Source organism: Salinicola halophyticus (genome assembly GCF_003206695.1).
GTDB lineage: Bacteria > Pseudomonadota > Gammaproteobacteria > Pseudomonadales > Halomonadaceae > Salinicola > Salinicola halophyticus.
In genome coordinates this window covers 232,250-252,957 of record NZ_PZJN01000006.1, presented here as the reverse complement: position 1 = coordinate 252,957, position 20,708 = coordinate 232,250, and the positions used below count along the sequence as shown (strand labels likewise).

Sequence of the window (20,708 nt, the reverse complement as noted above, 5' to 3'; positions counted from 1 at the left end):
AGACTCCCACGAGGCCGCGTCAGGCGGCGCGCATTCACCGGGAGTCCGTGTTGTCATGAAATCGTTTCGTCTTACTCTTCGAGGCGGCCTTATCGCCACGCTGCTCATGTTCGCGCTGCTGATATCGGTGATCGGCGGTGGCAGCTACCTGGCGATGAAGCAAGCCAGAGATGCCTTCGACTCGGTCTACGCCCTCAACGTCGTTCAACTCGGCACCGCGCGTGAAGTCTATGCCGCGTTAATGCAGACCCGCGTGCTGCTGGACAGCTATCAAACCGATTACAATCGCCTGCGCGTCAAACCTGCCAAAAAGACCTGGGCGCAGGCCGAAGCCACGTTCGACCGTGCCCAACAAAGGCTTTCCGAGCTTACCGAGACAAGTTCTCTGCCAACCAATGGCGTCTCAACGGACGATGGCATCTCCACGGGCGATGGCTTCTCAAGAGATGATGGCGTCTCAATGGATAAAGCCATCGCGAGCCGCTTTCATGCCCTGATCGACGAAGGGATACGACCCAGCTTCGATTCACTCAAGGCGTGGGATGTCTCGGCCTATCAGGCCAACGTGCAGAAGGCCAACGAATTGACCGCCTCGCTGGATGCGAGTCTCGCGACGCTGACGGCTGCCGCCAAAACCAATGCGACGGCAGGCGCTGCCGCCATGAACCGCAACGTTCGTTACCTGGAGCTGGGACTGCCGGCGACGGCGATGATCGCCCTGCTGTTGGTCGGGCTTGTCTTCTATCTGTTTCAACGCCAGCTGCTGAGACCGCTTGATGACGTGAGACGCCATTGCGCCGATATCGCCCGAGGTGATCTGAGTCAGCGTCTGTCGCCCCATGGCGTACGTGAAATGTCAGAGCTCAAGAGCGGTGTCGATGCCATGCGTCTGTCGCTGCTGGAACTGGTTTCCCAGTTGCAGCAGGAAAGCCGGGCCCTGCGTGATGACGCCCTCGAACTGACACAGGCCAGCCATACATTGAACGATCAGAGCGAACACCAGGCCCAGGCGCTTCAACAGACGACAGCCAGCATGGAAGAGATTACCGCGACCGTCTCGCACACGGCGGAACATGCGGATCATGGACGAACGCTTTCCGCCGAAAATCAGCGCTGGATCGATTCCAGCGGCGAACAGGTCTCGACGGCGATCAGCGAGATGCAGGCTGCCAGAGCACGCTCCGAGGCGTCTCTGGAGGTGATAACCATGATCGATTCGTTGACTTTCCAGACCAACCTGCTGGCACTCAACGCGTCGGTAGAAGCGGCCCGCGCCGGCATACACGGCCGCGGATTCGCGGTGGTTGCCGAAGAAGTCCGACGCCTCTCGGCGAGCTCCGCCGAGGCTGCCGGAACGATTCGCGAACAGATCGAAGGAACGCATCGCCAGGTACAGCAAGGCACTCGCGTCCTGAATCAGGCCGGCGAAACCCTGTCCACCGCCGTGCATTCCAGCCAACAACTCGGTGAGTTGCTGGACGGCATCGCCCTCTCTTGCCAACAGCAACGCGATGGCATCCGCCAGGTCGATGAGGCCATCAGTGCCATTGACGCCGCAACCCAGCGCAATGTGACGCTGGCCGCGAGAACGCTGCAGGCAACGCAGGCTCTGGATGTCCGTGCTCGACGCCAGCAGGAGCGCTGCGATGCGTTCAAACTGACGGCGCCGCCGAGCGTGGCGCCAGACCAGAAGCCGACAGCTGGGGGGGCGGACATCGTGCCCGAGCCCGACCAGCCCGACCATGCGGGGTCGGCCACCGATGCTCCCCGACAGAAGACGTCACCGCTCCCGGCTTGAGCCGTCGGGCGCAAGAAGTGACCCGCCGGTTGGCGCAGGAAGTGGCGCGGCGAGTGGAACGTGAGGCGGTGCCGGCCCACGGCGGGGGCCCATCCGACCTGAATGCCCGCGCCCCCAGCCTCGTTTCAGCAGTGCGGTCTCGTCATATGACGCCGACAAACCGCGGGACTGAGACAGATCGCTCGACTCAGCGAAAAGCCGAGGAATCGCCCCGCCCTTCGCGGACTATTACCGGCGGGATCTCGCGCAAATCAACCACGGTGGTCGGTTCGAGCTGACAGGCGCCGCCGTCGATGATCGCATCCAGATGCGCGCCGAAGCGGTCGCGGATCTCTTCCGCATCGGTCATCGGCCAGGCCTCCCCCACCGGTATCAGCGTCACGCTCATCAGCGGTTCGCCCAGGGCGTCGAGCAGCGCGTGCGTGATGTTGTGATCCGGCACCCGAACGCCGATCGAACGGCGTTTGGGATGCAACAGCAGCCGGGGCACTTCGCTGGTGGCAGTCAGAATAAAGGTGTAGGCGCCGGGCGTATGCGACTTGAGCAGCCGAAACACGCTGTTGTCGACCTTGGCGTAGGTGCCGATCTCCGACAGATCGGAGCACACCAGGGTAAAATTGTGGCGGTCGTCGAGTTCACGCAGCCACTTGATCTTCTCGATCGCCTTCTTCTCGCCGAGCCGGCAACCCAGGGCGTAGCCTGAATCCGTCGGATAGGCGATGACACCACCCTGATTCAAGATGCCGATGGCCTGATCGATCAGCCGCTTCTGCGGATTCTGCGAATGAATCTGGAAAAACTGGGTCATCTCACGCTCTCCTCGAATCGCTTCTGAAACCTGCTCTGAAGCCTCTGTAGAAACCTCTGCCGCACCGCCTGACGGCGACGACCGGTGACACGTGATGGCTAACGGTGAGAGTACCAGACCTGACGCTATTCGCCGTTGGCAAAGCGGCGCATGGCGGGATGGCACCACACCGGCTTGACGTGGGAGCGTGGCGGCGGACTGATGGTTCCCGGCGACAGCGGCCCGCCGGGATAGTGGAAATCGCTGCCGATCGACCCGTAGAGGCCATGGAAGTCGAGCTGCCGGGCCAGATCGTGAGTCGTATCCGGGTTCTGGTACCCGCTCACCAGTTCCGCCGCCTCGCCGCCGGCCTCGATGAACGCCGAGAACAGCAGATCGCGCTTGCGTCGGGTCATGCCGTAACGCAACGGGTGAGCGACGACGGCGATACCGCCAGCGTCGCGAATCCAGCCCACCACCGTAGCCAGTTCCGGCCAGTGCATCTTGACGTCGCCACGCTTGCCGGTGCCGAGATAGCGCTTGAATGCCGCCTTGCGATCCGGCACCAGACCGGCCGTGACCAGCGCAGCGGCGAAATCCGGCCGCCCCAGTGGGCGCTCACTACCCGCTTCGAGCCTTGCCTTGGCCAGTCCGTCTTCCAACCCGATCTTCTCGAGGCGGTGAGCGATCTCGCGGGAGCGCTTGTCGCGCGCCCGACTCAGGATTTCCAGCCCCGACTCGAACGCCGGCGACACGCCCTGGGGCAATAGCCCTACGATATGGAGGCCGATCCCGCGCCATTGACAGGAAAGCTCGGCGGCAGCGATCAGGCTGACCCCATGATGCTCACACTGCCGCCGTGCCTCCTCGACACCTTCGATCGTGTCGTGGTCGGTGAGTGCGACGTGAGTCAGACCGCGCGCGTGACAGAGATTCGCCAGTTCGGAAGGAGACAGCTTGCCGTCGGAGGCGGTGGAGTGCAGGTGCAGATCGACGCCGCGGATGCCGTCGAGCGTATCCGCCAGCTTCATCGGGTGGATTTCGAGATCATCGGTGGGAAAAACGCTCATGGGCATGACGCCAGCCAGCGTCTTTGTCAGAATAGATCGACTATGGTGACGGGCGCGACGGGCCGGGTCAAACGTCTGCGTCGTCACCACTCGCCGGAGGCCTTGCCCGTATGAAACTGCTGTTCGATTTCCTGCCCATCGCGATCTTCTTCGTCGTCTATCATCTGAGCGGCGATATCATCACAGCGACGATGGTGCTGATTCCCGCCACCCTGGCGCAGCTGGGCATCGTCTGGTGGCGCCAGCGACGGATCGAGAAGATGCTGCTGATCACCTCGATCATCGTGATCGTCTCGGCCGGCGCCACCATCGCCTTCCACAATCCCGCTTTCATTCAGTGGAAGCCAACCGTCATCAACGCCCTGTTCGGTGTCGCCTTTCTGCTGTCGCCGTTGTTCGGCGGCCAGACCTTGACCCAGCGGATGATGGGCAAGGCGGTAACGCTCCCCGCGGCGACGTGGCACCGCCTCAATCTGGCCTGGGTGCTATTCTTCTTCGCCATGGCCGCACTCAACGTCTACGTCTTCAGCTACTACGACGAGGCGACCTGGGTCGACTTCAAGCTCTTCGGCATGCTGGGCCTGACGCTGCTGTTCGTGATCGGGCAAGCCGTGTTCCTGGCACGCCATCTTTCATCATCCCAATCAGAGGAAGGCTCCTGATGCTCTACGCCATCATCAGCGACGACGTCGAAGACAGTCTGCAAAAGCGACTCTCGGTTCGCCCGGAACACGTCAAGCGGCTGGAAAACTTGAAAGACGAGGGGCGTCTGATCCTGGCCGGCCCGCATCCGGCCATCGACAGCGACAATCCGGGTGACGCCGGCTTCAGCGGCAGCCTGATCGTGGCGGAGTTCGATTCGCTCGAGGCCGCCCAGCGCTGGGCCGATGCCGACCCCTACGTCGCGGCCGGCGTCTATTCCCAGGTGCGGGTCAAACCGTTCAAACGCGTGCTGCCCTGACTTGGCGATTCCCGTCACCGGCTCGGCCCCACCTTGCCTGCGTTTATCCACAGCCGCTCACGCGAAGGTTTTGCACACTTGCTGTGGATAACACTGTTGAGATCCGGCGGAAGGCTTCCCCGGTAGCCGATAAGCCGCCGCCTGGCGAAAAGCGATCAAATTTCATACAACGCCTCGGCGGTCCGGTAGGTCAGGGCCATTCGACGAGGCCCAGGCCTTGAAACCATGAGCGGCAAGTCGGTCACTTCCCATCGCCAGGTCAATCCTCATCGCCAGGCCATTCGCCACGCCGAGCTCGACTGGCGAGCCGACGATGGCGACCTCGTGGCGCCGTTCTCGACCGCTTACGATGACGTGTATTTCTCGCGTCAGGACGGCCAGGCAGAATCCCGCTTCGTCTTCCTCGACAACAACGATCTACCACGACGGTTCGCCGACTGGCGCCATCGGCGGGCGTTCACGATCGGCGAAACCGGCTTCGGTACCGGCCTCAACATGCTGTGCGCCTGGGCCTGCTTCGACGAGCACGCGCCCGCCGGGGCCAGGCTCCATCTGGTCTCGACCGAGATGCATCCGCTCACCCGTGAAGCGCTGGAGCGCGCCTGGAACCTCTGGCCGCCGCTTGCGCGTCAGGCGGCGCGACTGATCGATCAGTGGCCGCCGGCCGTGGCCGGTATCCATCGGCTGCAGCTGGATGATCGCGTCACCCTGGATCTGCACTTCGGCGACGCGGCGGACTGTCTGTCGCGCCTGGACGGCCAAGTCGATGCCTGGTTTCTTGACGGTTTCGCACCCTCGAAGAACCCCGAGATGTGGCGGCCCGAGCTGTTCGAGGCCATGGCCGCTGCCAGCCGGCCGGGCGCCACCTTCGCGACGTTCACCTGCGCGGGTTTCGTGCGACGTGGCCTGGCGGCGGCCGGCTTTCGCTGGCACAAGGTGCCGGGGTTCGGCCGCAAGCGCGAAATGCTCCGCGGTGAACGCGATGAGACGCCGCACCCCGACCCTCGGGCCGCCACGCCGTGGTTCCAGCCGCCGCCAGTCGGTTTCGCCAGTGCCGCCAGCCATATCGCCGTCATCGGCGGAGGAATCGCGGGGACCAGTGTGGCCGCGGCACTGGCCCACCGCGGTAGCCAGGTCACTCTGATCGATCGGGCGGGTATCGCCAGCGGGGCGTCGGGCAATCCCCAGGCGGCGCTCTACGTCAAACTGGCGATCGAACCCAATCTCCAGAGCCGGTTCTATCTCGCCGCACTGCTCTACACGCAGCGCTGGCTGGCGCGGCTCGACCCGGAACGCCGCTGGTGGTCCGACTGCGGGCTGCTGCAGATGGCCGGAGACGATCCGCGTCGGCAGCGGTTTCTGGCCAACTACGACCTGCCACCGTCCGTCGTCGCTGCCAGCGATCCGTCAGAGGCCACGAGACTGGCCGGCACCGGGGTCGATCAGAGCGCGCTGTATTATCCCCAGGCGGGCTGGGTGGATCCGATCGCGCTATGTCGTCAGCTGGCGGCGACGCCCGGTGTCACCCCCCATCAGGCCGAACTCCATGCCCTGCGAGAAACCGAAGGCGGTTGGCGACTGCAGCTCGACCATGAAACGCTGGATGTCGATCAGGTCGTGTTCGCCACTGGCCACGCCAGCCGCGACTGGCTCGACGGGCTGCCGCTGCAATCCGTCCGTGGTCAAATCTCCACGCTCTCGTTACCGTCGCACGCCGACATCGATATCGATGTCGATAATGCCTCGACGCTGAGGCGCGTGCTCTGCGCCGAGGGCTACGTGATGCCGGCGCGTGACGGCAAGCTCACCTTCGGCGCGACCTTCTCCCCCAACGACGACGACATCGAGCTGCGCCAGTCGGATCACCAACGCAATCTCGAGGAGCTGGCGCGAACGGCGCCGGCGCTGGCCGAGCAGTTGGCCAGACTGCCTCCGGATGACTGCGGCGGGCGTGCCAGCATTCGCGCCGCCAGCCCGGACAAGACCCCCTACGCCGGACCGCTGCCGGAGACCGGACGCTGGCGCGCCGACTACGCCGCGCTGGGCAAGGATGCCAAGCGCCGCTTCGATGCCCCCGGCAAGCACTATCCGGGACTATGGGTGAGTACGGCCCACGGCTCTCGCGGCATGGTCAGCGCGCCGCTGTGCGCCGAGCTGATCGCTTCGCGGATTCACGACGAACCGCTGCCGCTGGAACGCGAGCTGGTCGATCATCTCCATCCTGGCCGGCGGATCATCGCCGATCTAATCCGCGGCCGCTGACGCGGCACGCTTCTTCAAGACACGATTCATCAAGACACGATTCGTCACGCACTCAGGATGGCGGCAACGCGTCTTAGCAACGCTAGCTGGGGGTACCGGGTTCGCCCAGTCGGGCCAGTGCGTCGTCGTCGAGGCAGCGATAGGTGAAGGAGGGGCGGCCGATCTGACCGTAATGGAAGGATTCCTCGAGCACGCCGCGATCGACGAGATGCTTGAGATACTTGCGCACCGATACCCGTGACATGCCGGTGTTCTCGCTCATCGCTTCGGTGGTGAATGGCGAAGTGCCCTGATCGGCGGCCGCTTTCGCTACCTGGGACAGGGAGTTCGAGGTCAGCCCCTTGGGCAGATCGCCGGGACGCGCCGGCTGGCCTGGGGTCGTCTCCCGGAAAAGCGCGTCCAGATCGCGCTGATGCGCCCGCGCGGGCAACCGGGAAAGACGCTGGTGTGTGTCCAGGCAGCGCGCCAGGGCCTCCTTGAAGCGCTCGAACTCGAATGGCTTGACCAGATAGTCGCTGACACCCAGATGCTTGGCTTCGCGCACCGTCTCCATCTCCGAAGCCGCCGTGATCAGCACGATCTGGATATCGCGAGCCTGCCGACGCAGATCGCGGACCAGCGACAGCCCGTTGTGCTCGCGCAGGTAGACGTCGAGCAGCAACAGATCCACCGGTTCCTGCGCCAGTATCTCTCTCGCCGCCGGCAGGTCCTCGCACTGCGCGACCAGACTGACACCGTCGAGGCGATTGAGAAACTCGACGTTGAGACGCATCACCATCGGATCATCTTCCACAACCAGCACGCGCATGGACTACGTCACTCCATCGGTTACCTGCGTTACGACCATCCCATAGGGTACTGTCACCTCGACCAGGGTGCCACGCTCCAGCGTGGAATAGAGCGCCAGCGCGCCCCCCAGCGATTCGATATGGGTCTTGACCATGGCCAGCCCGTAGCCGCGCCCCTCGCCCTTGGAGGAGACGCCCTGCTCGATGGCACGCTGCCGCTGGTCCTCGTTCATGCCGCCGCCGTTGTCCGACACGTGCAACGACAGCGCCCCGCCATCGACACCCAGCGTCAGGCTCACCTGCGGCGATTCGCGGCCAGCAACCGCTTCGAAGGCGTTCTCCACCAGATTGCCGATGATGGAGACCAGCAGATGCAGGATTTCGCTATCCTCGGGTGCCGGGATCTCGCTTTCCAGTTCGATCTCGAAGGCGACGCGGCGCTCCCGGGCTTCACTGCCCTTGGCCAGCAGAAATCCCGCCAGAACGGGATCCCTGACTCCCGCGATCCGCGCCGCAGCCGGGGCGATCAGGGTGTCGTCGAGCTCGCGCAGGTAGCGCTCCAGACGCCCCAGATCGCGCAGTTGCACCAGCCCCAGGATGACGTGCAGTCGATTCTTGAACTCATGGGTCGAAGCGCGCAACGCCTGGGCGTAGCGACTGACGCCGGTCAGCTCTTCGGCGAGCCGGTTGACCTCACTGCGATCGCGCAGCGTGACCACGCTGCCACCCGCGCCGCGTTCGCCGCGAATCGGCACGCGGTTGACGATCAGCGCCCGCCCGTTCAGCGTCAGCCGCCGATCGAGCGTCGGCATGGCGCTGTCGAAAAGCTCCTTCAGTGTCGATGCCGGAATGCCTGAACCATCATCGGCTCCCAGCGGATTCAGCAACTGACACGCCGCCGGGTTGACCAGGGTGATCTCTCCGGCGCCATTGATCGCCAATACCCCTTCGTGCAGTGATGCCAGCATCGCCTGGCGCTCGCGAACCCACTGGGATATCTGATGCGGCTCGAACCCCAGCAGAATCCGCTTGATATAGCGCGCCAGACACCAGGCGCTCGCGGCGCCCACCAGCATCAGCAGCACGATGCCGAGCAGCAGGCTCTGGCGGCGCTCGGCCAGCAGCAGGCCGACACGGGTCAGCGTGACGCCGGTCGAGACGGCGCCGATGACCGTACCGTTGTCGTTCATCACCGGCGAGAAGCCACGAATACTGACGCCCAACGTACCCTCGGAGCGAGAAACGTAGGATTCGCCCGCCAGGGCGGGATCTTCGTCGCCGCCGCGAAAATACCGCCCGACCTCATCGGGATCGGGATGGGTCAGACGCAGATGGTCGAGATCCATCACGGTGATGAAGTCCACACCCAGACGTTCGCGCAGCCGCTCGATTTCTTGGCGCAGCGGCGAACTGGCGTCGTGAACGATCGGCCGGGCTGAAAGCGCCACCCTGACGTCTTCCCGGTCGGCCAGCACCGCCGCCAGCCCCATCACCCGCTCACCCTGGGCCTCCTCGAGATTGGCGCGCAGCTGATAATTGAACAGCAGCAGCGCTACACCCAGCGTCAGCACGATCATGCTGGCGACCAGAATCGATATCTGAGCACTGAGGCGCAGCCGCTTCATGCAACACTCCCCCGGCGTGATAGACAACCATCCTCGTCAGTGGATATCGCCTCTCGTAAGCCTGACCCGGACTCCATCTGTGACTCCCTGTCCCCATTCAACTACGCCTGTACCCTTTACTACGCCCTTTCCCCATTACCACGTCCAGTATCCATTACTACGTGCCACGCGCCACTGTCGCCATATGCCACGTGCCGCTATTGCATGACATCGACAGGCCGATCAACGCTAGACGGACACCGTGCGGGCGCGCGGCGTCGGTGGCCGCTGAATCACTGCGAATTTAGACCAAGGTGGTATACCCCGGCGTCTGCGGGTATGCGGGCTGGCCCTGCATTTCTTTCAATAGTTTATAAAGGCTTTAATAATTTCATAAAACTTGGTCGACACCACCAGGCCTCTATCCTCGGCTGCGTACCGCCCACCGGGCGAACATACCGCTTACGCCCTTTGGGCGAAAATCCTTGGGGAGCCAACCATGACTTCAACCGTGACGCCAACCGCGTCGGCCGATTCTAGCCGCCGAGAAAGCTGGCTAACGACGCCGATCTTCGGCATTCCTCTACCGCTTTTTGCCATCGCCACCGCGGTGCTGATCCTTTCCATCGCGACGGACACGATCCCGACCGGCATGATCGGCGCCCTGCTGGTCATGATGATCTTCGGCGAACTCCTGGGCTTTATCGGCGATCGGCTGCCGATCGTCAAAAGCTATCTGGGTGGCGGCGCCATTCTCGCCATCTTCGGCGCCGCGGCACTGGTCTACGTGCAGTGGCTGCCGACCGGTGTCGTCGACAACGTGACCCAGTTCATGAAGGGCGGCGGCTTCCTCAATTTCTATATCGCCGCGCTGATCACCGGCAGCATTCTGGGCATGGATTCCAAGGTACTGGTCAAGGTGGGCTCGCGTTACGCGCTGCCTTTGATCTGCGCCGTGCTGTTCGCGGCACTGTTCGCCATCGCCGTTGGCTGGGTGATGGGCTTCTCGCCGCAGGACGCGGTAGTCGTCATCGCGTTGCCGATCATGGGCGGTGGCATGGGCGCCGGCGCGGTCCCCATGAGCCAGATCTACGAGCAGCTGCTGGGCCAGCCGGCCAGCTACTATATCTCGATTCTGGTGCCGGCACTGGCACTGGGTAACGTCTTCGCGATCATCATCGCCGGGCTGCTCAACGGCCTGGCCAATCGCATGCCGAGCCTGACCGGCAACGGCCAGATGATGCCGGGCGTCGAGATCGAAGAGCGCGAGAGCAAGCCGGACCTTTCCAAGCTGGGCATCGGCGTCATCGCCGCGCTCACCTTCTTCGTCGCCGGTGAGATTCTGGGTAGCGTGATTCCGCTGCACCCGTATGCATTGATGATCATTCTGGTTGCCGTGCTCAAGATCACCAACATCGTGCCGGAATCGGTCAATGAAGCCGCAGCGCAGTGGTTCCAGTTCGTCGCCAAGAACTGGACCTTCGCCCTGCTGTTCGGCATCGGCATCGCCTACACCGATCTCGGCCAAGTGATCGATGCGATCTCCATCACCTACGTGCTGATCGTCCTCGCGGTCGTCGCCGGAGCCGCCTTCGGTGCCGGTCTCGTCGGCAGGCTGGTCGGCTTCTATCCGATCGAGTCGGCGATCACCGCCGGGCTGTGCATGGCCAACATGGGCGGCACGGGCGACGTGGCGGTACTGTCCGCCGCCAAGCGCATGCAGCTGATGCCATTCGCGCAGATCTCGTCACGCCTGGGTGGCGCACTGATTCTGCTGATTTCCAGCATCGTGGTACCGCTGTTCTTCACCTGATCCGGCAGCAACGGCCAGTTCAGACGAATGGCCATGTAAAACGGCGCCCTGTTCTCGAACGGGGCGCCGTTTTCGTCTCTTCAGCTGCCCTGGCGAACGCGCGTTCTCAGCCCTCTTCCTCGTCATCGGCGATATCACGGCCGAATCCGCGCCATTGGGCCAGCGTCATCACCTCGGTACTCTCGGTCTGCAGATCGTGGACGATCAACAGTTCGCCACGCTCCAGCTGGCGTTTGAGATCGCGCACCCAATCGTGCATGTCCGTCGCCACATCGGTGGTGTCGTAGCCTTGCCGGGTGACGAACGTCTCGAGCAGCGCGTCCAGCGTTTCCGCGGGCAACATGCGGGGCGGAATTTCGATAAAACGTCCGCTCATGCTCCTGTCTCCCATTCGTTAAGGCGCTCGACGAACGTCGCTTCGTCGATCACTTCGACTCCCAGCTCCTCGGCCTTGGCCAGCTTGCTGCCGGCGCCAGGCCCGGCGACGACGGTGGCGGTCTTCTTGGAGACGCTGCCGGCGACCTTGGCGCCCAGTGCCTGCAGACGCTCCTTGCCCTCGTCGCGGGTCATACCTTCCAGGCTACCGGTCAATACCCAGGTCTGCCCGTCCAGCGGCTGGGGGCGCTCGGCAATTTCGACCTCTTCCCAGGTGACGCCCACCGCCAGCAGATCGTCCAGCGTCTCCTGGTTGTGCACCTGTTGAAAGAACGTATGAATATGGTGGGCGACCACGGGGCCGACATCGTCCACCGCCGTCAACGCCTCCAATGGCGCATCACGCAGCGCCTGCAACGCGCCGAAGTGGCGCGCCAGACTGGCCGCGGTCGCTTCGCCCACTTCACGGATCCCGATCGCATAGATGAAGCGCGCCAGCGTGGTTCGCTTGGCCGCCTCGAGCGACTGGACGAGATTGTTGGCGGATTTTTCCGCCAGTCGCGGCAGTTCGGCGAGCCGCTCGGCTCTCAGCCGAAACAGGTCCGCCGGGCTCTTGACCCATTCCCGTTCGACCAGCAGGTCGATCAGCTTCTCGCCAAGGCCGTCGATATCCAAGGCACGGCGGCTGGCGAAATGTTTCAACGCCTCCTTGCGCTGTGCCGGACAGTAAAGGCCACCGGAACAGCGCGCGGCGACCTCACCTTCGAGCCGCTCGATCTGCGAACCGCAGACCGGGCATTCGGTGGGCATTTCAATGGCGCGAGTCTCTTTCGGGCGCTGCGACTCGACGACGCCCACGATCTGGGGAATCACGTCACCGGCGCGCCGCACGATCACGGTATCGCCGATACGTACCCCGAGCCGCTCGACCTCGTCCATGTTGTGCAGCGTGGCATTGGACACCGTCACCCCGGCCACCTGCACCGGTTCCAGCTTGGCCACCGGCGTCAGCGTGCCGACGCGGCCGACCTGAAACGTCACGTCGTTGAGCGTCGTGGTCTGCTCTTGAGCTGGATATTTATAGGCGATGGCCCAACGCGGCGCGCGGGAGACGAAGCCCAGCTCACGCTGGTCGCGCAGACTGTCGACCTTGAGTACCGCCCCGTCGATATCGTAATCGAGCCCTTCGCGGCGCTCGCCCAACGTATGGCAGAACTCGACCACGCCGCTGGCCCCTTCAACCACGTCGAGCAGCGGGCTGGTGCGAAAACCCAGCTCGCGCAGCCGCTTCAGATAATCCGAATGCGACTGTGCATCATCGTCGCCCTCGAGCCGGGCGACCTGATAGGCGCAGAATTCCAGTGGCCGCTTGGCGGCGATCGACGAGTCCAGCTGACGCAAACTACCGGCAGCGGCATTGCGTGGATTGGCGAAGACCTTGTCGCCATTCTCGCGGGCGCGCTCGTTCATCGCTTCGAAACCGGAATGGCGCATGTAGACTTCGCCGCGCACCTCGATCAGCGACGGTACCGACTTGCCGCGAAGCTTGAGCGGAATGGAGTGAAGCGTGCGCAGATTCATCGTGACGTCTTCGCCGGTACGGCCATCGCCGCGGGTCGCCCCCTGCACCAGCTGCCCGTTTTCGTAAACCAGCGATACCGCCAGCCCGTCAAGCTTGGGTTCGCAGCAGAACTTGAGCGTCTCACCGTCACTTTCGAGTTTGTCGGCGACCCGTTTGACGAACGCCGCGAGCTCCTCCTCGCTGAAGGCGTTGTCGAGCGACAGCATGGGCACGGCATGCGTCACTTCGTGGAAGCGATCGGCCGGGCGCGCGCCGATACGCTGGGTCGGCGAATCCGGCGTTACCAGCTCGGGATGCTCGGTCTCGAGCGACTGCAGCTCGCGCAGCAGCTTGTCGTACTCGACATCTGGGATCTGCGGCTGATCCTCGACATAATAGTGGTAGTTGGCATCGTCCAACTGCTGGCGCAGGGCATCGGCCCTCTTGCGGACCGCTTGGGGGATCTGGCTCATGACGCTCGGTTCGATCGCTGCACAAAGTGTGCCCGCATTGTAGCGGAAGCCGGTCTCGGCTGCGCTAATGCAGGAGAATGCTGCAGATGAAAACGACGACGGGGCCCGTAGGCCCCGTCGTTCGCTATCGCTATGCTCGGATCTGCTGCTCGTTCGGATCAGTTGGCCTGATAACGACGCAGCCGATGGCGACGCTCGAACTCCTGCACACGCTGACGTGCGAACTCGATGGTCTGGGCGGTCATCACGCTGTGATTCTCGTCCTTGAGCTCACCGCCGAGATTGCGCACCAGCACCATCGCGGTTTCCAGCATTGCCTCGAAGGCGACTGACGTATCGTTGGCACCGGGGAGCGGCATCAGGAAGGTGACGCCCGGCGTCACGATTTCCTGCATGTTATCGAGATCGAATACGCCCGGCTTGAGCACATTGACCATCGAGAACTGCAGCTCGCTGTCATCGGATTCGGTCTCGTAGCGATGGAAAATACCCATTTCGCTGAACCGCAATCCACACGCCAGCATCAGGTTCAGTAGGTCGGCACCATCGAAGCCGTCCTCGGTCCGCGCCAGCACGCTGATGACAATGATTTCCTCGGCATGAGCCAGCGTCTCACGGGCACGCGCGGCGCTGACATGATGCCGCTTGGCCCGCTCGACCGCCGGATGCTGGGTCACCACATCGTTACGCGAGGCCTCGCTGATGTCCTCCGCCGACGCGGCGACCGGGGTCGGCTCGTCAACGGCAACGGCAGGCTCGCGATGCGACTGCGTCGCCAGATCCGTTGACAGAGGGGGCTCGGGCTCTGCCACCGGCTCGCGCTGCTCCGATGTCCACTCGCCATCCCGCGGCACCAGCGTGGTGATCTGCAGACGATTCGGCGCGTCGGCGGCCTCGGCGTCTTGCGGTGTCAGACGCGGTTCCTGATGCGCCCGGTCATGATGCTCATCATGAAGACGGGATTCTTCGACGTCGCGCCTGGCGTCGTCGCGCTTGTGGCTCAGCCGCTGAGCCGATTCACTGACTCGCTTGGCACCGGCCCGAACGGCATTCCTGACTCGCTGCTGCATATCGGTCTTGTGCTGCATGTCAGCGAACGAGGACCGATTGCCGCGATCGAGAATGCTGCGCTGCAACTCCTCGGGCGGAATGCGCTCCTGTCGTTTGGGCTCGGAAGGCCTGACCGGCTCCGCCTCCTGGCGCTCGAACGTCGCCGGACGTAAGACACGTGCCCCTCCATTGGGCAATTCCCAGTTGACCTCGGCCTCACGGGCCGCCTGTTCCGGATCCACCTCGGACCCGTCGTCGGTTTCGCGCTCTCCGATCGCCTGATCCAGGCGCGGAACCCGACGTTGGCGCTGGAGGCGACGGAAGCCATCGATCACGATGGTCGCCACCAAAACCAGCCCCAGGATGATCAGCCACTCTCTTAGTTCCATGGGTCGTCTTGCCTGTTCGCGGTGCCACTATGCTGGAAGAGGACAACATGCTTATCGCATGTTGGCACTAGCATAGCGTGATTTGTCAAAAATGGGCTACTTTTTTTCTTTGTCAAGTGAAGTTTCGCCCATCAGCAATCACCCTTCAATTCCATCCCATCTTTCCTATCCTATTACGTCGTTAGCCGGTTTGGCTATTTTCCACGACATCATGACGCCTCCACCATCGATGCCGCCTCATCGACACCCACTGATACCAGACGAGAGACGCCCGGCTCCTGCATGGTCACGCCCATCAATCGCTCGGCAGCTTCCATTGCAATTTTATTATGCGTGATGAAGATGAACTGCACGCTCTCGGACATTTCCTTGACCAATTTCGCGTAGCGCCCCACGTTCGCATCATCGAGTGGCGCATCGACTTCGTCGAGCATGCAAAAAGGGGCCGGATTGAGCTGGAAGATGGCAAACACCAACGACAGTGCCGTCAGCGCTTTTTCGCCTCCGGAAAGCAAATGAATGGTGCTGTTTTTCTTGCCCGGGGGACGTGCCATGATTGCCACGCCCGTCTCCAGCAAATCTTCCCCCGTGAGCGTCAACCATGCGGCCCCGCCGCCGAAGACTCGGGGAAAAAGTGCCATCAGACCCTGGTTCACTTGCTCGAAAGTCTGCTTGAAACGGGCCCGCGTCTCCTGATCGATCCGCTTGATCGCCCGCTCCAGTGTATCGATCGCCTCGCTCAGTTCGGCATGCTGGGCTTCGAGGTAGTCGCGCCGTTCGGCCTGCTGCTCGTACTCTTCGATCGCCGCGAGGTTGATGGCACCGAGCCGTCGGATGCGCTCACCGGCCGCTTCCAGGCGAGTCTGCCAGGCGGACTCCGTGGCATCGGGATCGAGATTTTCCTCCAGGGCGGGGGCATCCTGCTGCTGTTCCGCCAACGCTTCGCGCTGGGCATCCGCCTTGAGGGTCAGCGCCTGCACCTGCATTCGCGCCTCCTGTAACCGCTGGCGCCACTCTTCCAGCTGACGCTCGTGCTGCTGGCGGTCGATCTCCGTCTGACGCAGTGTCTCGCCGATCTGGTTGGCGCGGTCCCGGCAGCGGTCGAGCGCGGCCTCCTGCTGCGATCGCGTCTCGAGCAACTGCTCCAGACGTTCGCGCTGATCCCCGTCGGGTTCTCGCAAGGTGCCCATCTGTTCCCGCAGCAGTTCGACACGTTCGTCGAGTCGCGACAGCTGCTCCCGACTGCGCTCGGCCTGCTGTCGAAGCTCGCCCCCCTGTGCTTCAAGACGTTGGCGCTCGAGGGCCAGCTGCTGCTGCGCCTGACGCGTCTGCTGCTGCTGCTGACGAAGCTCTCCCAGTCGGGTCTGGCTCTGCTCACGCGCCCTTTGCAGCGTGTCACGCTCGACGCTGTTGGCTTCGATCCGATCGAGCGCCTGCTGCCAGCGTTCGCGCGTACTTTCCAGCTCCAGGGTCTGTGTTGCGTGTCGATCCTGCCCCTGGGCTTGCTCGGCGTCGAACTCTCGAAGCCGCGAGCCAACGTGCTCGAGCCGGCTTGCCAGGGTCGCCAGCCGCGTCGATTGCGCCTGGCGCTGCTCGGCGAGTTCGCGCTCTTCCTGCTGCAGCGTTTCCAGCGCCGCGTCGCTGGCGTCGCCCTGAGACTGCCAATCGGCGATCTGCGCCTGATGCTCGGCGAGGGTATCGTCTAGCGATGCCAGCTCCTCGACCAGTGCGTCGCGGCGTTGGCGCTGAAGCAGGACGCTATCCGCGTTGGCATCGTCTCGGCCCAGCCGTCTGGCCCAGCCGCGACCCAGCCACAGCCCCTCTTGGGTAATCACGCTATGGCCGACGGGAAGATCGGCCACCCTCTGCCAGGCTGTCGCCGAATCGTCGACGCAGTAGATCGTCGACAACAGCGTCGCCAGCGCGCCGGCACCGTTGACCCTGACGCCCAGGGAGTGCGCGGGCGCCGGATCCGGCGCGTGATCCGATACCACCGGTAGCTCGCCACTGGACAGCGACTCCAGAGGCGCACGAGCACTCTCAGGGGTCGCCAGCCTCGCCCGGAGCCACGGCGCCAGTACCCAGGCCACCGTGCGCTCCCAGCCGGCTTCCACTTCCAGCCGCTCGGCGACCCGCGGTGCGTCAGCCAGCGGATGATCGGCGAGGTGCTCGGCGAGACTGGCATCGTCGTCATTCAGTGCCGCCTTGATCAGCGCCTCGAGCGAGGCGATCTCCCCCTGGCAGCGATGCTGGCGCTCGCGTTCGCTATCCCGGGCGGCCTGTATCTCCGCCTGACGTTCCCGAGCCTGCTCCCGCGATTGACGGCGCTCGTCGCGGCGAATTTCCAGTGTCTGGCGGCGTTCGTCCAGCACCGCCAGTGTCTCTTCGACCGTGTCCCGCTCCATTTCGAGATCGCCGATATCCGGCAGTTCCGCTCGCTGCTGCCGGCGCCGCTCGAGCTCGTGGGTCAACTGCTCGAGCTGGCGTTCAAGGCGCTGGATCGATTCCTGCTCGCGCTCGGCCCGGTGGCGGACTTCTCGATCCCGCTCGCTGAAGGCCTCCCACTGCTGCTGACGTTCATGAGCCGAGGCCTCGGCGTCCTCGAGCTGGGCCTCCAGGGTCAGTAGCGCCTCGTCTGCCATTTCGGCATCGGGCAGCAGCGTCTCGAGCCGGGTCTCGAGCTCCGCACGGCGCGTCTCGTCCTGTTCGACCAGCTGCCCCAGCGCATCGCGCTCCTGCCGGGCGCTGTCGAGATCGCCGGAGAGCTGGCGTTCACGCTGCCTGGCATGTTCGAGTGATTGCTCGAGCCGCGCGATGTCGGCGCCGGTCTGATAGAAAGCGGCCTGATGGGTTTCCAGCTCTGCAGCGACGACGTCGTGCGTCTCCCGGCCTTCCGCCAGCCGGGATTCGCACTGGCGCTGGCCCAGAATCTCGCGCTCCACCTGGAGTTCGTAGTCGCGCACGCGCGTTTCTTCCTCGCGCTGCTGACTGCGCAAGGCGCGTTCGCGCAGCAGCGCCAGCTCACCACGCAGGCGATGCTCTTCCGCTTTCAAGGTGCGATAACGCCTTGCGGCTTCGGCCTGACGCTTGAGCCGTTCGAGCTGCTTGTCGAGCTCCTCGCGGATATCGTCGAGACGCTCCAGATTCTCCTGGGTACGCCGCAGACGGTTTTCGGTTTCCCGCCGACGCTCCTTGTACTTGGAGATGCCCGCCGCCTCTTCCAGCGTGTTACGTAGATCCTCCGGACGCGCCTCGACCAGCCGGGAAATCATGCCCTGACCGATGATCGCGTAGGAGCGCGGCCCGAGGCCGGTGCCCAGGAAAATGTCGGCGATATCGCGACGGCGGCATTTCTGGCCGTTGAGGAAATAGCTGGACTGCGCCTCGCGAGTGACCAGGCGCTTGACCGCGATCTCGTTGTAGCCGGCGTAGGCGCCGCCGAGGTCCCCCTCGCGATTGTCGAAAACCAGTTCGATGGAGGCCTGCCCGATGGGTGATCGGCCGGTGGAGCCGTTGAAGATGACATCGGTCATCGACTCGCCGCGCAGCGTCTTGGCGGAGGACTCGCCCATGACCCAGCGCACCGCATCGATGATGTTGGATTTACCGCAGCCGTTGGGTCCGACGATGGCGGTCATGTTGCCGTCGAACGGTACCGTGACCGGATCGACGAACGACTTGAAACCGGCCAGTTTGATGGACTTGAGGCGCATGCGGTCAGTGAAGCTCCTGGATCCGATAGGCGTCGGCGCCGCCAACGACGGCGGCCTCGACGCAGGATTCGGCAGAGCCTAAGGCACCACGTGGTCGATATCCAGTGCCAGGGTCGCGGAATAGCCAACCGCAATATCGGTGTGGAGCAAGGTATCGACTTGTCGCCGGCGCTTGCCTTGCTATGATGGCGCCACCACCTCGGGAGAAGACGATGACAAACGCCGCACCGAGCTATCTACAGCGCCAGCCGAATCTGCCGCTGATCGACGGCAACTGGGAACCCATCGACGCGACCGACATGGTCGAGATCCCGTTGCTCGGCCAGGTCGCAGCCGGCCTGCCGATGGAAGCCTGCCTCGACAATGCCACCGTTCACGTTCCGGCGAAGCTGGTCCGACGCAATACCTACGCCCTGCGCGTCCGTGGCGACTCGATGATCGACAGCAATATCTTCGACGGCGACGTGATCATCATCGAACGCTATGAATCGGCGGAAAACGGCGAGACCGCCGTGGTGCTGATCAACAACCACGAAGTGACGCTGAAGAAGCTGTTCATCGAGAAGTCCGGCGTTCGTCTGCAGCCTGCCAACGACACCATGCCGCCGATTTTTCTGAAAAATGAAGACGTTCAGGTGCTCGGTCTGGTCATGGGCGTGATGCGCAATCCGCCACAAGCCGCCTGATGCGCTACCCGATTCCCGATCTGGCGCCGCAGGCGCGACATACCAACAGTGTCGAGATCGAGAAGAGTCGGTTCCTCTGCTGGATCGCTCATGCGCCCGATAACGCGGCCTTCGAGGCGCTGCTGGCCGAGGCGCGCACGGTGCACCCCGATGCCAGCCATCACTGTTCCGCGTTCATCGCCGGTCCGCCCGGGGAGCAGGTCGCGATCGGTTTTTCGGATGACGGTGAGCCGGGCGGCACGGCGGGTCGACCGATGTTCCAGGCGCTGGAAGGCAGCGGCATGGGCCAGATCGGCGCTGTGGTAACGCGCTACTTCGGCGGCACCAAACTGGGCACCGGCGGGCTGGTGCGCGCCTATACCCAGGCGGTGCTCAAGGCGCTGGAGACGCTCGCCCGGCGCGAATTCACCGAACGGCGTGTCGTGGCGATCCAGGTCGATTTCAGCAACGAGGCCGAAGCCCGCCACTGGCTGACGGAACATGACATTCCCATCACCGATGCCGAGTACGATAGCCACGGTCCACGGCTGACACTGGCTTGGCCGGCAGACGACAGCGTTTCGCTGGCTCTGCTCGAACAGCGACTCAAGGGCGCGCTTACCCGTCTCTGATCACGCCACCGGGATCGCCGGCTCCCTTACCTCCGGTTCCGCCCTCATCTTTCGCCCACCCGGCTTTCGTGACACGCCCCCTGCGCCACCTCGTAGGAGAGCCGAATGTGCTCTTCGAGCAGTGCCCGCGCGGCCGCGATGTCGCGCGCCAACGCCAGCTCGACCAGCCGCCCGTGCTGCTCGTTGAGGATCGTGCGTACTGCGTCGTTGGCGGGGGCCATGCGTCGATAGCGGTCGAACTGGTCGTGCAGCTGTTCGATGAAGCGCAGCAACCACGCCGACTCACAGGGTTCGAGCAGATGACGATGGAACTGCAGATGCATCTGCTCCCAGTGATCGAGCTGCCCCGGCGCTTCATCGGCGCGCTTGAGCCGGTGGAAAGCCGCCAGCAGCCCCGCCTCCCACTCGGCGCCCCCGTTTTCTAGCGCCTGTTCCAACGCCTGGCCTTCGAAGCGGCTGCGCAGGTCGGCGATATCATCGAGTTCCGCTCGCTCCAGCGCGGGAACACGGAAACCACGCTGATTTTCCTGCTCCAGCAGGCCGTAGGCCGCCAGCCGATTGAGAGCCTCGCGCAGCGGGCTCAACCCAACCTGGTAGTGCTGCTTGAGCGTGGTGATGGCCAATTTCTGACCGGCGGTAAAACGACCGTTGATCAGGTCGCGCTTCAAGGCCACGTACAACTGGCTGGTGGCCGTATTCGCGGAGGAGACTTCGGCTCCCATAATGTCTGACCTTCTAATCCAGTGGCGGAGATTCGCAATGGCGGA

General features: G+C 63.7%; 16 protein-coding genes. 7 read left to right on the top strand and 9 right to left on the bottom strand.

What is annotated here, in order from left to right; genetic code table 11:
• The first annotated feature begins 55 nt into the window (after positions 1 to 55).
• Entirely contained in the window at positions 56 to 1,798 is a 1,743-nt protein-coding gene (locus DOM58_RS08990) for a methyl-accepting chemotaxis protein (RefSeq protein ID WP_110692555.1), read from the top strand.
• A 187-nt stretch (positions 1,799 to 1,985) separates the two neighbouring features.
• On the opposite strand, the gene DOM58_RS08985 is transcribed toward DOM58_RS08990, so the two are convergent.
• Entirely contained in the window at positions 1,986 to 2,606 is a 621-nt protein-coding gene (locus DOM58_RS08985; protein ID WP_110692554.1) for an L-threonylcarbamoyladenylate synthase, read from the bottom strand.
• Between the two features lie 125 nt (positions 2,607 to 2,731).
• A complete protein-coding gene (locus tag DOM58_RS08980) occupies positions 2,732 to 3,655 on the bottom strand; it encodes a PHP domain-containing protein (protein WP_342588588.1) in 924 nt (307 codons plus the stop codon).
• A 110-nt stretch (positions 3,656 to 3,765) separates the two neighbouring features.
• On the opposite strand from DOM58_RS08980, the gene DOM58_RS08975 reads away from it, so the two are divergent.
• From DOM58_RS08975 to mnmC, 3 genes are all read left to right on the top strand, one after another.
• Entirely contained in the window at positions 3,766 to 4,317 is a 552-nt protein-coding gene (locus tag DOM58_RS08975; protein ID WP_075562444.1) for a septation protein A, read from the top strand.
• On the top strand, positions 4,317 to 4,616 hold the full coding sequence (locus tag DOM58_RS08970; RefSeq protein WP_075562443.1) for a YciI family protein: 300 nt from the start codon (positions 4,317 to 4,319) through the stop codon (positions 4,614 to 4,616). Before DOM58_RS08975 ends, DOM58_RS08970 begins: the two co-directional genes overlap by 1 nt.
• Positions 4,617 to 4,841: 225 nt before the next feature.
• Positions 4,842 to 6,878, top strand: coding sequence for a bifunctional tRNA (5-methylaminomethyl-2-thiouridine)(34)-methyltransferase MnmC2/FAD-dependent 5-carboxymethylaminomethyl-2-thiouridine(34) oxidoreductase MnmC1 (gene mnmC / locus DOM58_RS08965; RefSeq protein ID WP_110692553.1), 2,037 nt, complete (start codon positions 4,842 to 4,844; stop codon positions 6,876 to 6,878).
• 82 nt (positions 6,879 to 6,960) lie between these two features.
• On the opposite strand, the gene DOM58_RS08960 is transcribed toward mnmC, so the two are convergent.
• Both DOM58_RS08960 and DOM58_RS08955 read right to left on the bottom strand, forming a co-directional pair.
• Complete coding sequence (locus DOM58_RS08960) at positions 6,961 to 7,686, bottom strand: response regulator (RefSeq protein WP_075562442.1); 726 nt, start codon at positions 7,684 to 7,686, stop codon at positions 6,961 to 6,963.
• Between the two features lie 3 nt (positions 7,687 to 7,689).
• Positions 7,690 to 9,291, bottom strand: coding sequence for an ATP-binding protein (locus tag DOM58_RS08955; protein ID WP_075562441.1), 1,602 nt, complete (start codon positions 9,289 to 9,291; stop codon positions 7,690 to 7,692).
• Between the two features lie 478 nt (positions 9,292 to 9,769).
• On the opposite strand from DOM58_RS08955, the gene DOM58_RS08950 reads away from it, so the two are divergent.
• The gene (locus DOM58_RS08950) at positions 9,770 to 11,083 is read left to right on the top strand and encodes a 2-hydroxycarboxylate transporter family protein (RefSeq protein WP_110692552.1); all 1,314 of its coding nucleotides are present in this window, start codon (positions 9,770 to 9,772) and stop codon (positions 11,081 to 11,083) included.
• 106 nt (positions 11,084 to 11,189) lie between these two features.
• Here the strand turns inward: DOM58_RS08950 and DOM58_RS08945 are convergent, their stop codons facing one another.
• The 4 genes from DOM58_RS08945 to smc all read right to left on the bottom strand — a co-directional run bounded on the left by DOM58_RS08945 (position 11,190) and on the right by smc (position 18,644).
• Positions 11,190 to 11,459 (bottom strand): YheU family protein, encoded by a 270-nt coding sequence (locus DOM58_RS08945; protein ID WP_075562440.1) that lies wholly within the window; start codon positions 11,457 to 11,459, stop codon positions 11,190 to 11,192.
• Positions 11,456 to 13,492, bottom strand: a complete 2,037-nt coding sequence (ligA, locus tag DOM58_RS08940; protein WP_110692551.1) for an NAD-dependent DNA ligase LigA — start codon at positions 13,490 to 13,492, stop codon at positions 11,456 to 11,458. Before ligA ends, DOM58_RS08945 begins: the two co-directional genes overlap by 4 nt.
• Before the next feature lie 158 nt (positions 13,493 to 13,650).
• A complete protein-coding gene (zipA, locus tag DOM58_RS08935) occupies positions 13,651 to 14,931 on the bottom strand; it encodes a cell division protein ZipA (RefSeq protein ID WP_110692550.1) in 1,281 nt (426 codons plus the stop codon).
• A 209-nt stretch (positions 14,932 to 15,140) separates the two neighbouring features.
• Positions 15,141 to 18,644 (bottom strand): chromosome segregation protein SMC, encoded by a 3,504-nt coding sequence (gene smc / locus DOM58_RS08930; RefSeq protein ID WP_110692549.1) that lies wholly within the window; start codon positions 18,642 to 18,644, stop codon positions 15,141 to 15,143.
• A 212-nt stretch (positions 18,645 to 18,856) separates the two neighbouring features.
• Between smc and DOM58_RS08925 the strand changes: the two genes are divergently transcribed.
• Positions 18,857 to 19,330: a LexA family protein gene (locus DOM58_RS08925; RefSeq protein WP_075562436.1), complete on the top strand. Its 474-nt coding sequence runs from the start codon at positions 18,857 to 18,859 to the stop codon at positions 19,328 to 19,330.
• On the top strand, positions 19,330 to 19,941 hold the full coding sequence (locus tag DOM58_RS08920; RefSeq protein WP_110692548.1) for an IMPACT family protein: 612 nt from the start codon (positions 19,330 to 19,332) through the stop codon (positions 19,939 to 19,941). Before DOM58_RS08925 ends, DOM58_RS08920 begins: the two co-directional genes overlap by 1 nt.
• A gap of 44 nt (positions 19,942 to 19,985) precedes the next feature.
• Here DOM58_RS08920 and DOM58_RS08915 read toward each other — a convergent pair whose 3' ends face one another.
• Complete coding sequence (locus DOM58_RS08915) at positions 19,986 to 20,663, bottom strand: GntR family transcriptional regulator (protein ID WP_110692547.1); 678 nt, start codon at positions 20,661 to 20,663, stop codon at positions 19,986 to 19,988.
• Positions 20,664 to 20,708: the final 45 nt, after the last annotated feature.

Excerpts from the sequence above, each read along its gene's own strand:
- smc (WP_110692549.1), bottom strand. The coding sequence starts at position 18,644 with ATGCGCCTCAAGTCCATCAAACTGGCCGGTTTCAAGTCGTTCGTCGAT.
- DOM58_RS08950 (WP_110692552.1), top strand. The coding sequence starts at position 9,770 with ATGACTTCAACCGTGACGCCAACCGCGTCGGCCGATTCTAGCCGCCGA.
- DOM58_RS08975 (WP_075562444.1), top strand. The coding sequence starts at position 3,766 with ATGAAACTGCTGTTCGATTTCCTGCCCATCGCGATCTTCTTCGTCGTC.
- DOM58_RS08985 (WP_110692554.1), bottom strand. The coding sequence starts at position 2,606 with ATGACCCAGTTTTTCCAGATTCATTCGCAGAATCCGCAGAAGCGGCTG.
- DOM58_RS08955 (WP_075562441.1), bottom strand. The coding sequence starts at position 9,291 with ATGAAGCGGCTGCGCCTCAGTGCTCAGATATCGATTCTGGTCGCCAGC.
- zipA (WP_110692550.1), bottom strand. The coding sequence starts at position 14,931 with ATGGAACTAAGAGAGTGGCTGATCATCCTGGGGCTGGTTTTGGTGGCG.
- DOM58_RS08925 (WP_075562436.1), top strand. The coding sequence starts at position 18,857 with ATGACAAACGCCGCACCGAGCTATCTACAGCGCCAGCCGAATCTGCCG.
- mnmC (WP_110692553.1), top strand. The coding sequence starts at position 4,842 with ATGAGCGGCAAGTCGGTCACTTCCCATCGCCAGGTCAATCCTCATCGC.
- ligA (WP_110692551.1), bottom strand. The coding sequence starts at position 13,492 with ATGAGCCAGATCCCCCAAGCGGTCCGCAAGAGGGCCGATGCCCTGCGC.
- DOM58_RS08915 (WP_110692547.1), bottom strand. The coding sequence starts at position 20,663 with ATGGGAGCCGAAGTCTCCTCCGCGAATACGGCCACCAGCCAGTTGTAC.
- DOM58_RS08970 (WP_075562443.1), top strand. The coding sequence starts at position 4,317 with ATGCTCTACGCCATCATCAGCGACGACGTCGAAGACAGTCTGCAAAAG.
- DOM58_RS08960 (WP_075562442.1), bottom strand. The coding sequence starts at position 7,686 with ATGCGCGTGCTGGTTGTGGAAGATGATCCGATGGTGATGCGTCTCAAC.
- DOM58_RS08990 (WP_110692555.1), top strand. The coding sequence starts at position 56 with ATGAAATCGTTTCGTCTTACTCTTCGAGGCGGCCTTATCGCCACGCTG.
- DOM58_RS08945 (WP_075562440.1), bottom strand. The coding sequence starts at position 11,459 with ATGAGCGGACGTTTTATCGAAATTCCGCCCCGCATGTTGCCCGCGGAA.
- DOM58_RS08980 (WP_342588588.1), bottom strand. The coding sequence starts at position 3,655 with ATGAGCGTTTTTCCCACCGATGATCTCGAAATCCACCCGATGAAGCTG.
- DOM58_RS08920 (WP_110692548.1), top strand. The coding sequence starts at position 19,330 with ATGCGCTACCCGATTCCCGATCTGGCGCCGCAGGCGCGACATACCAAC.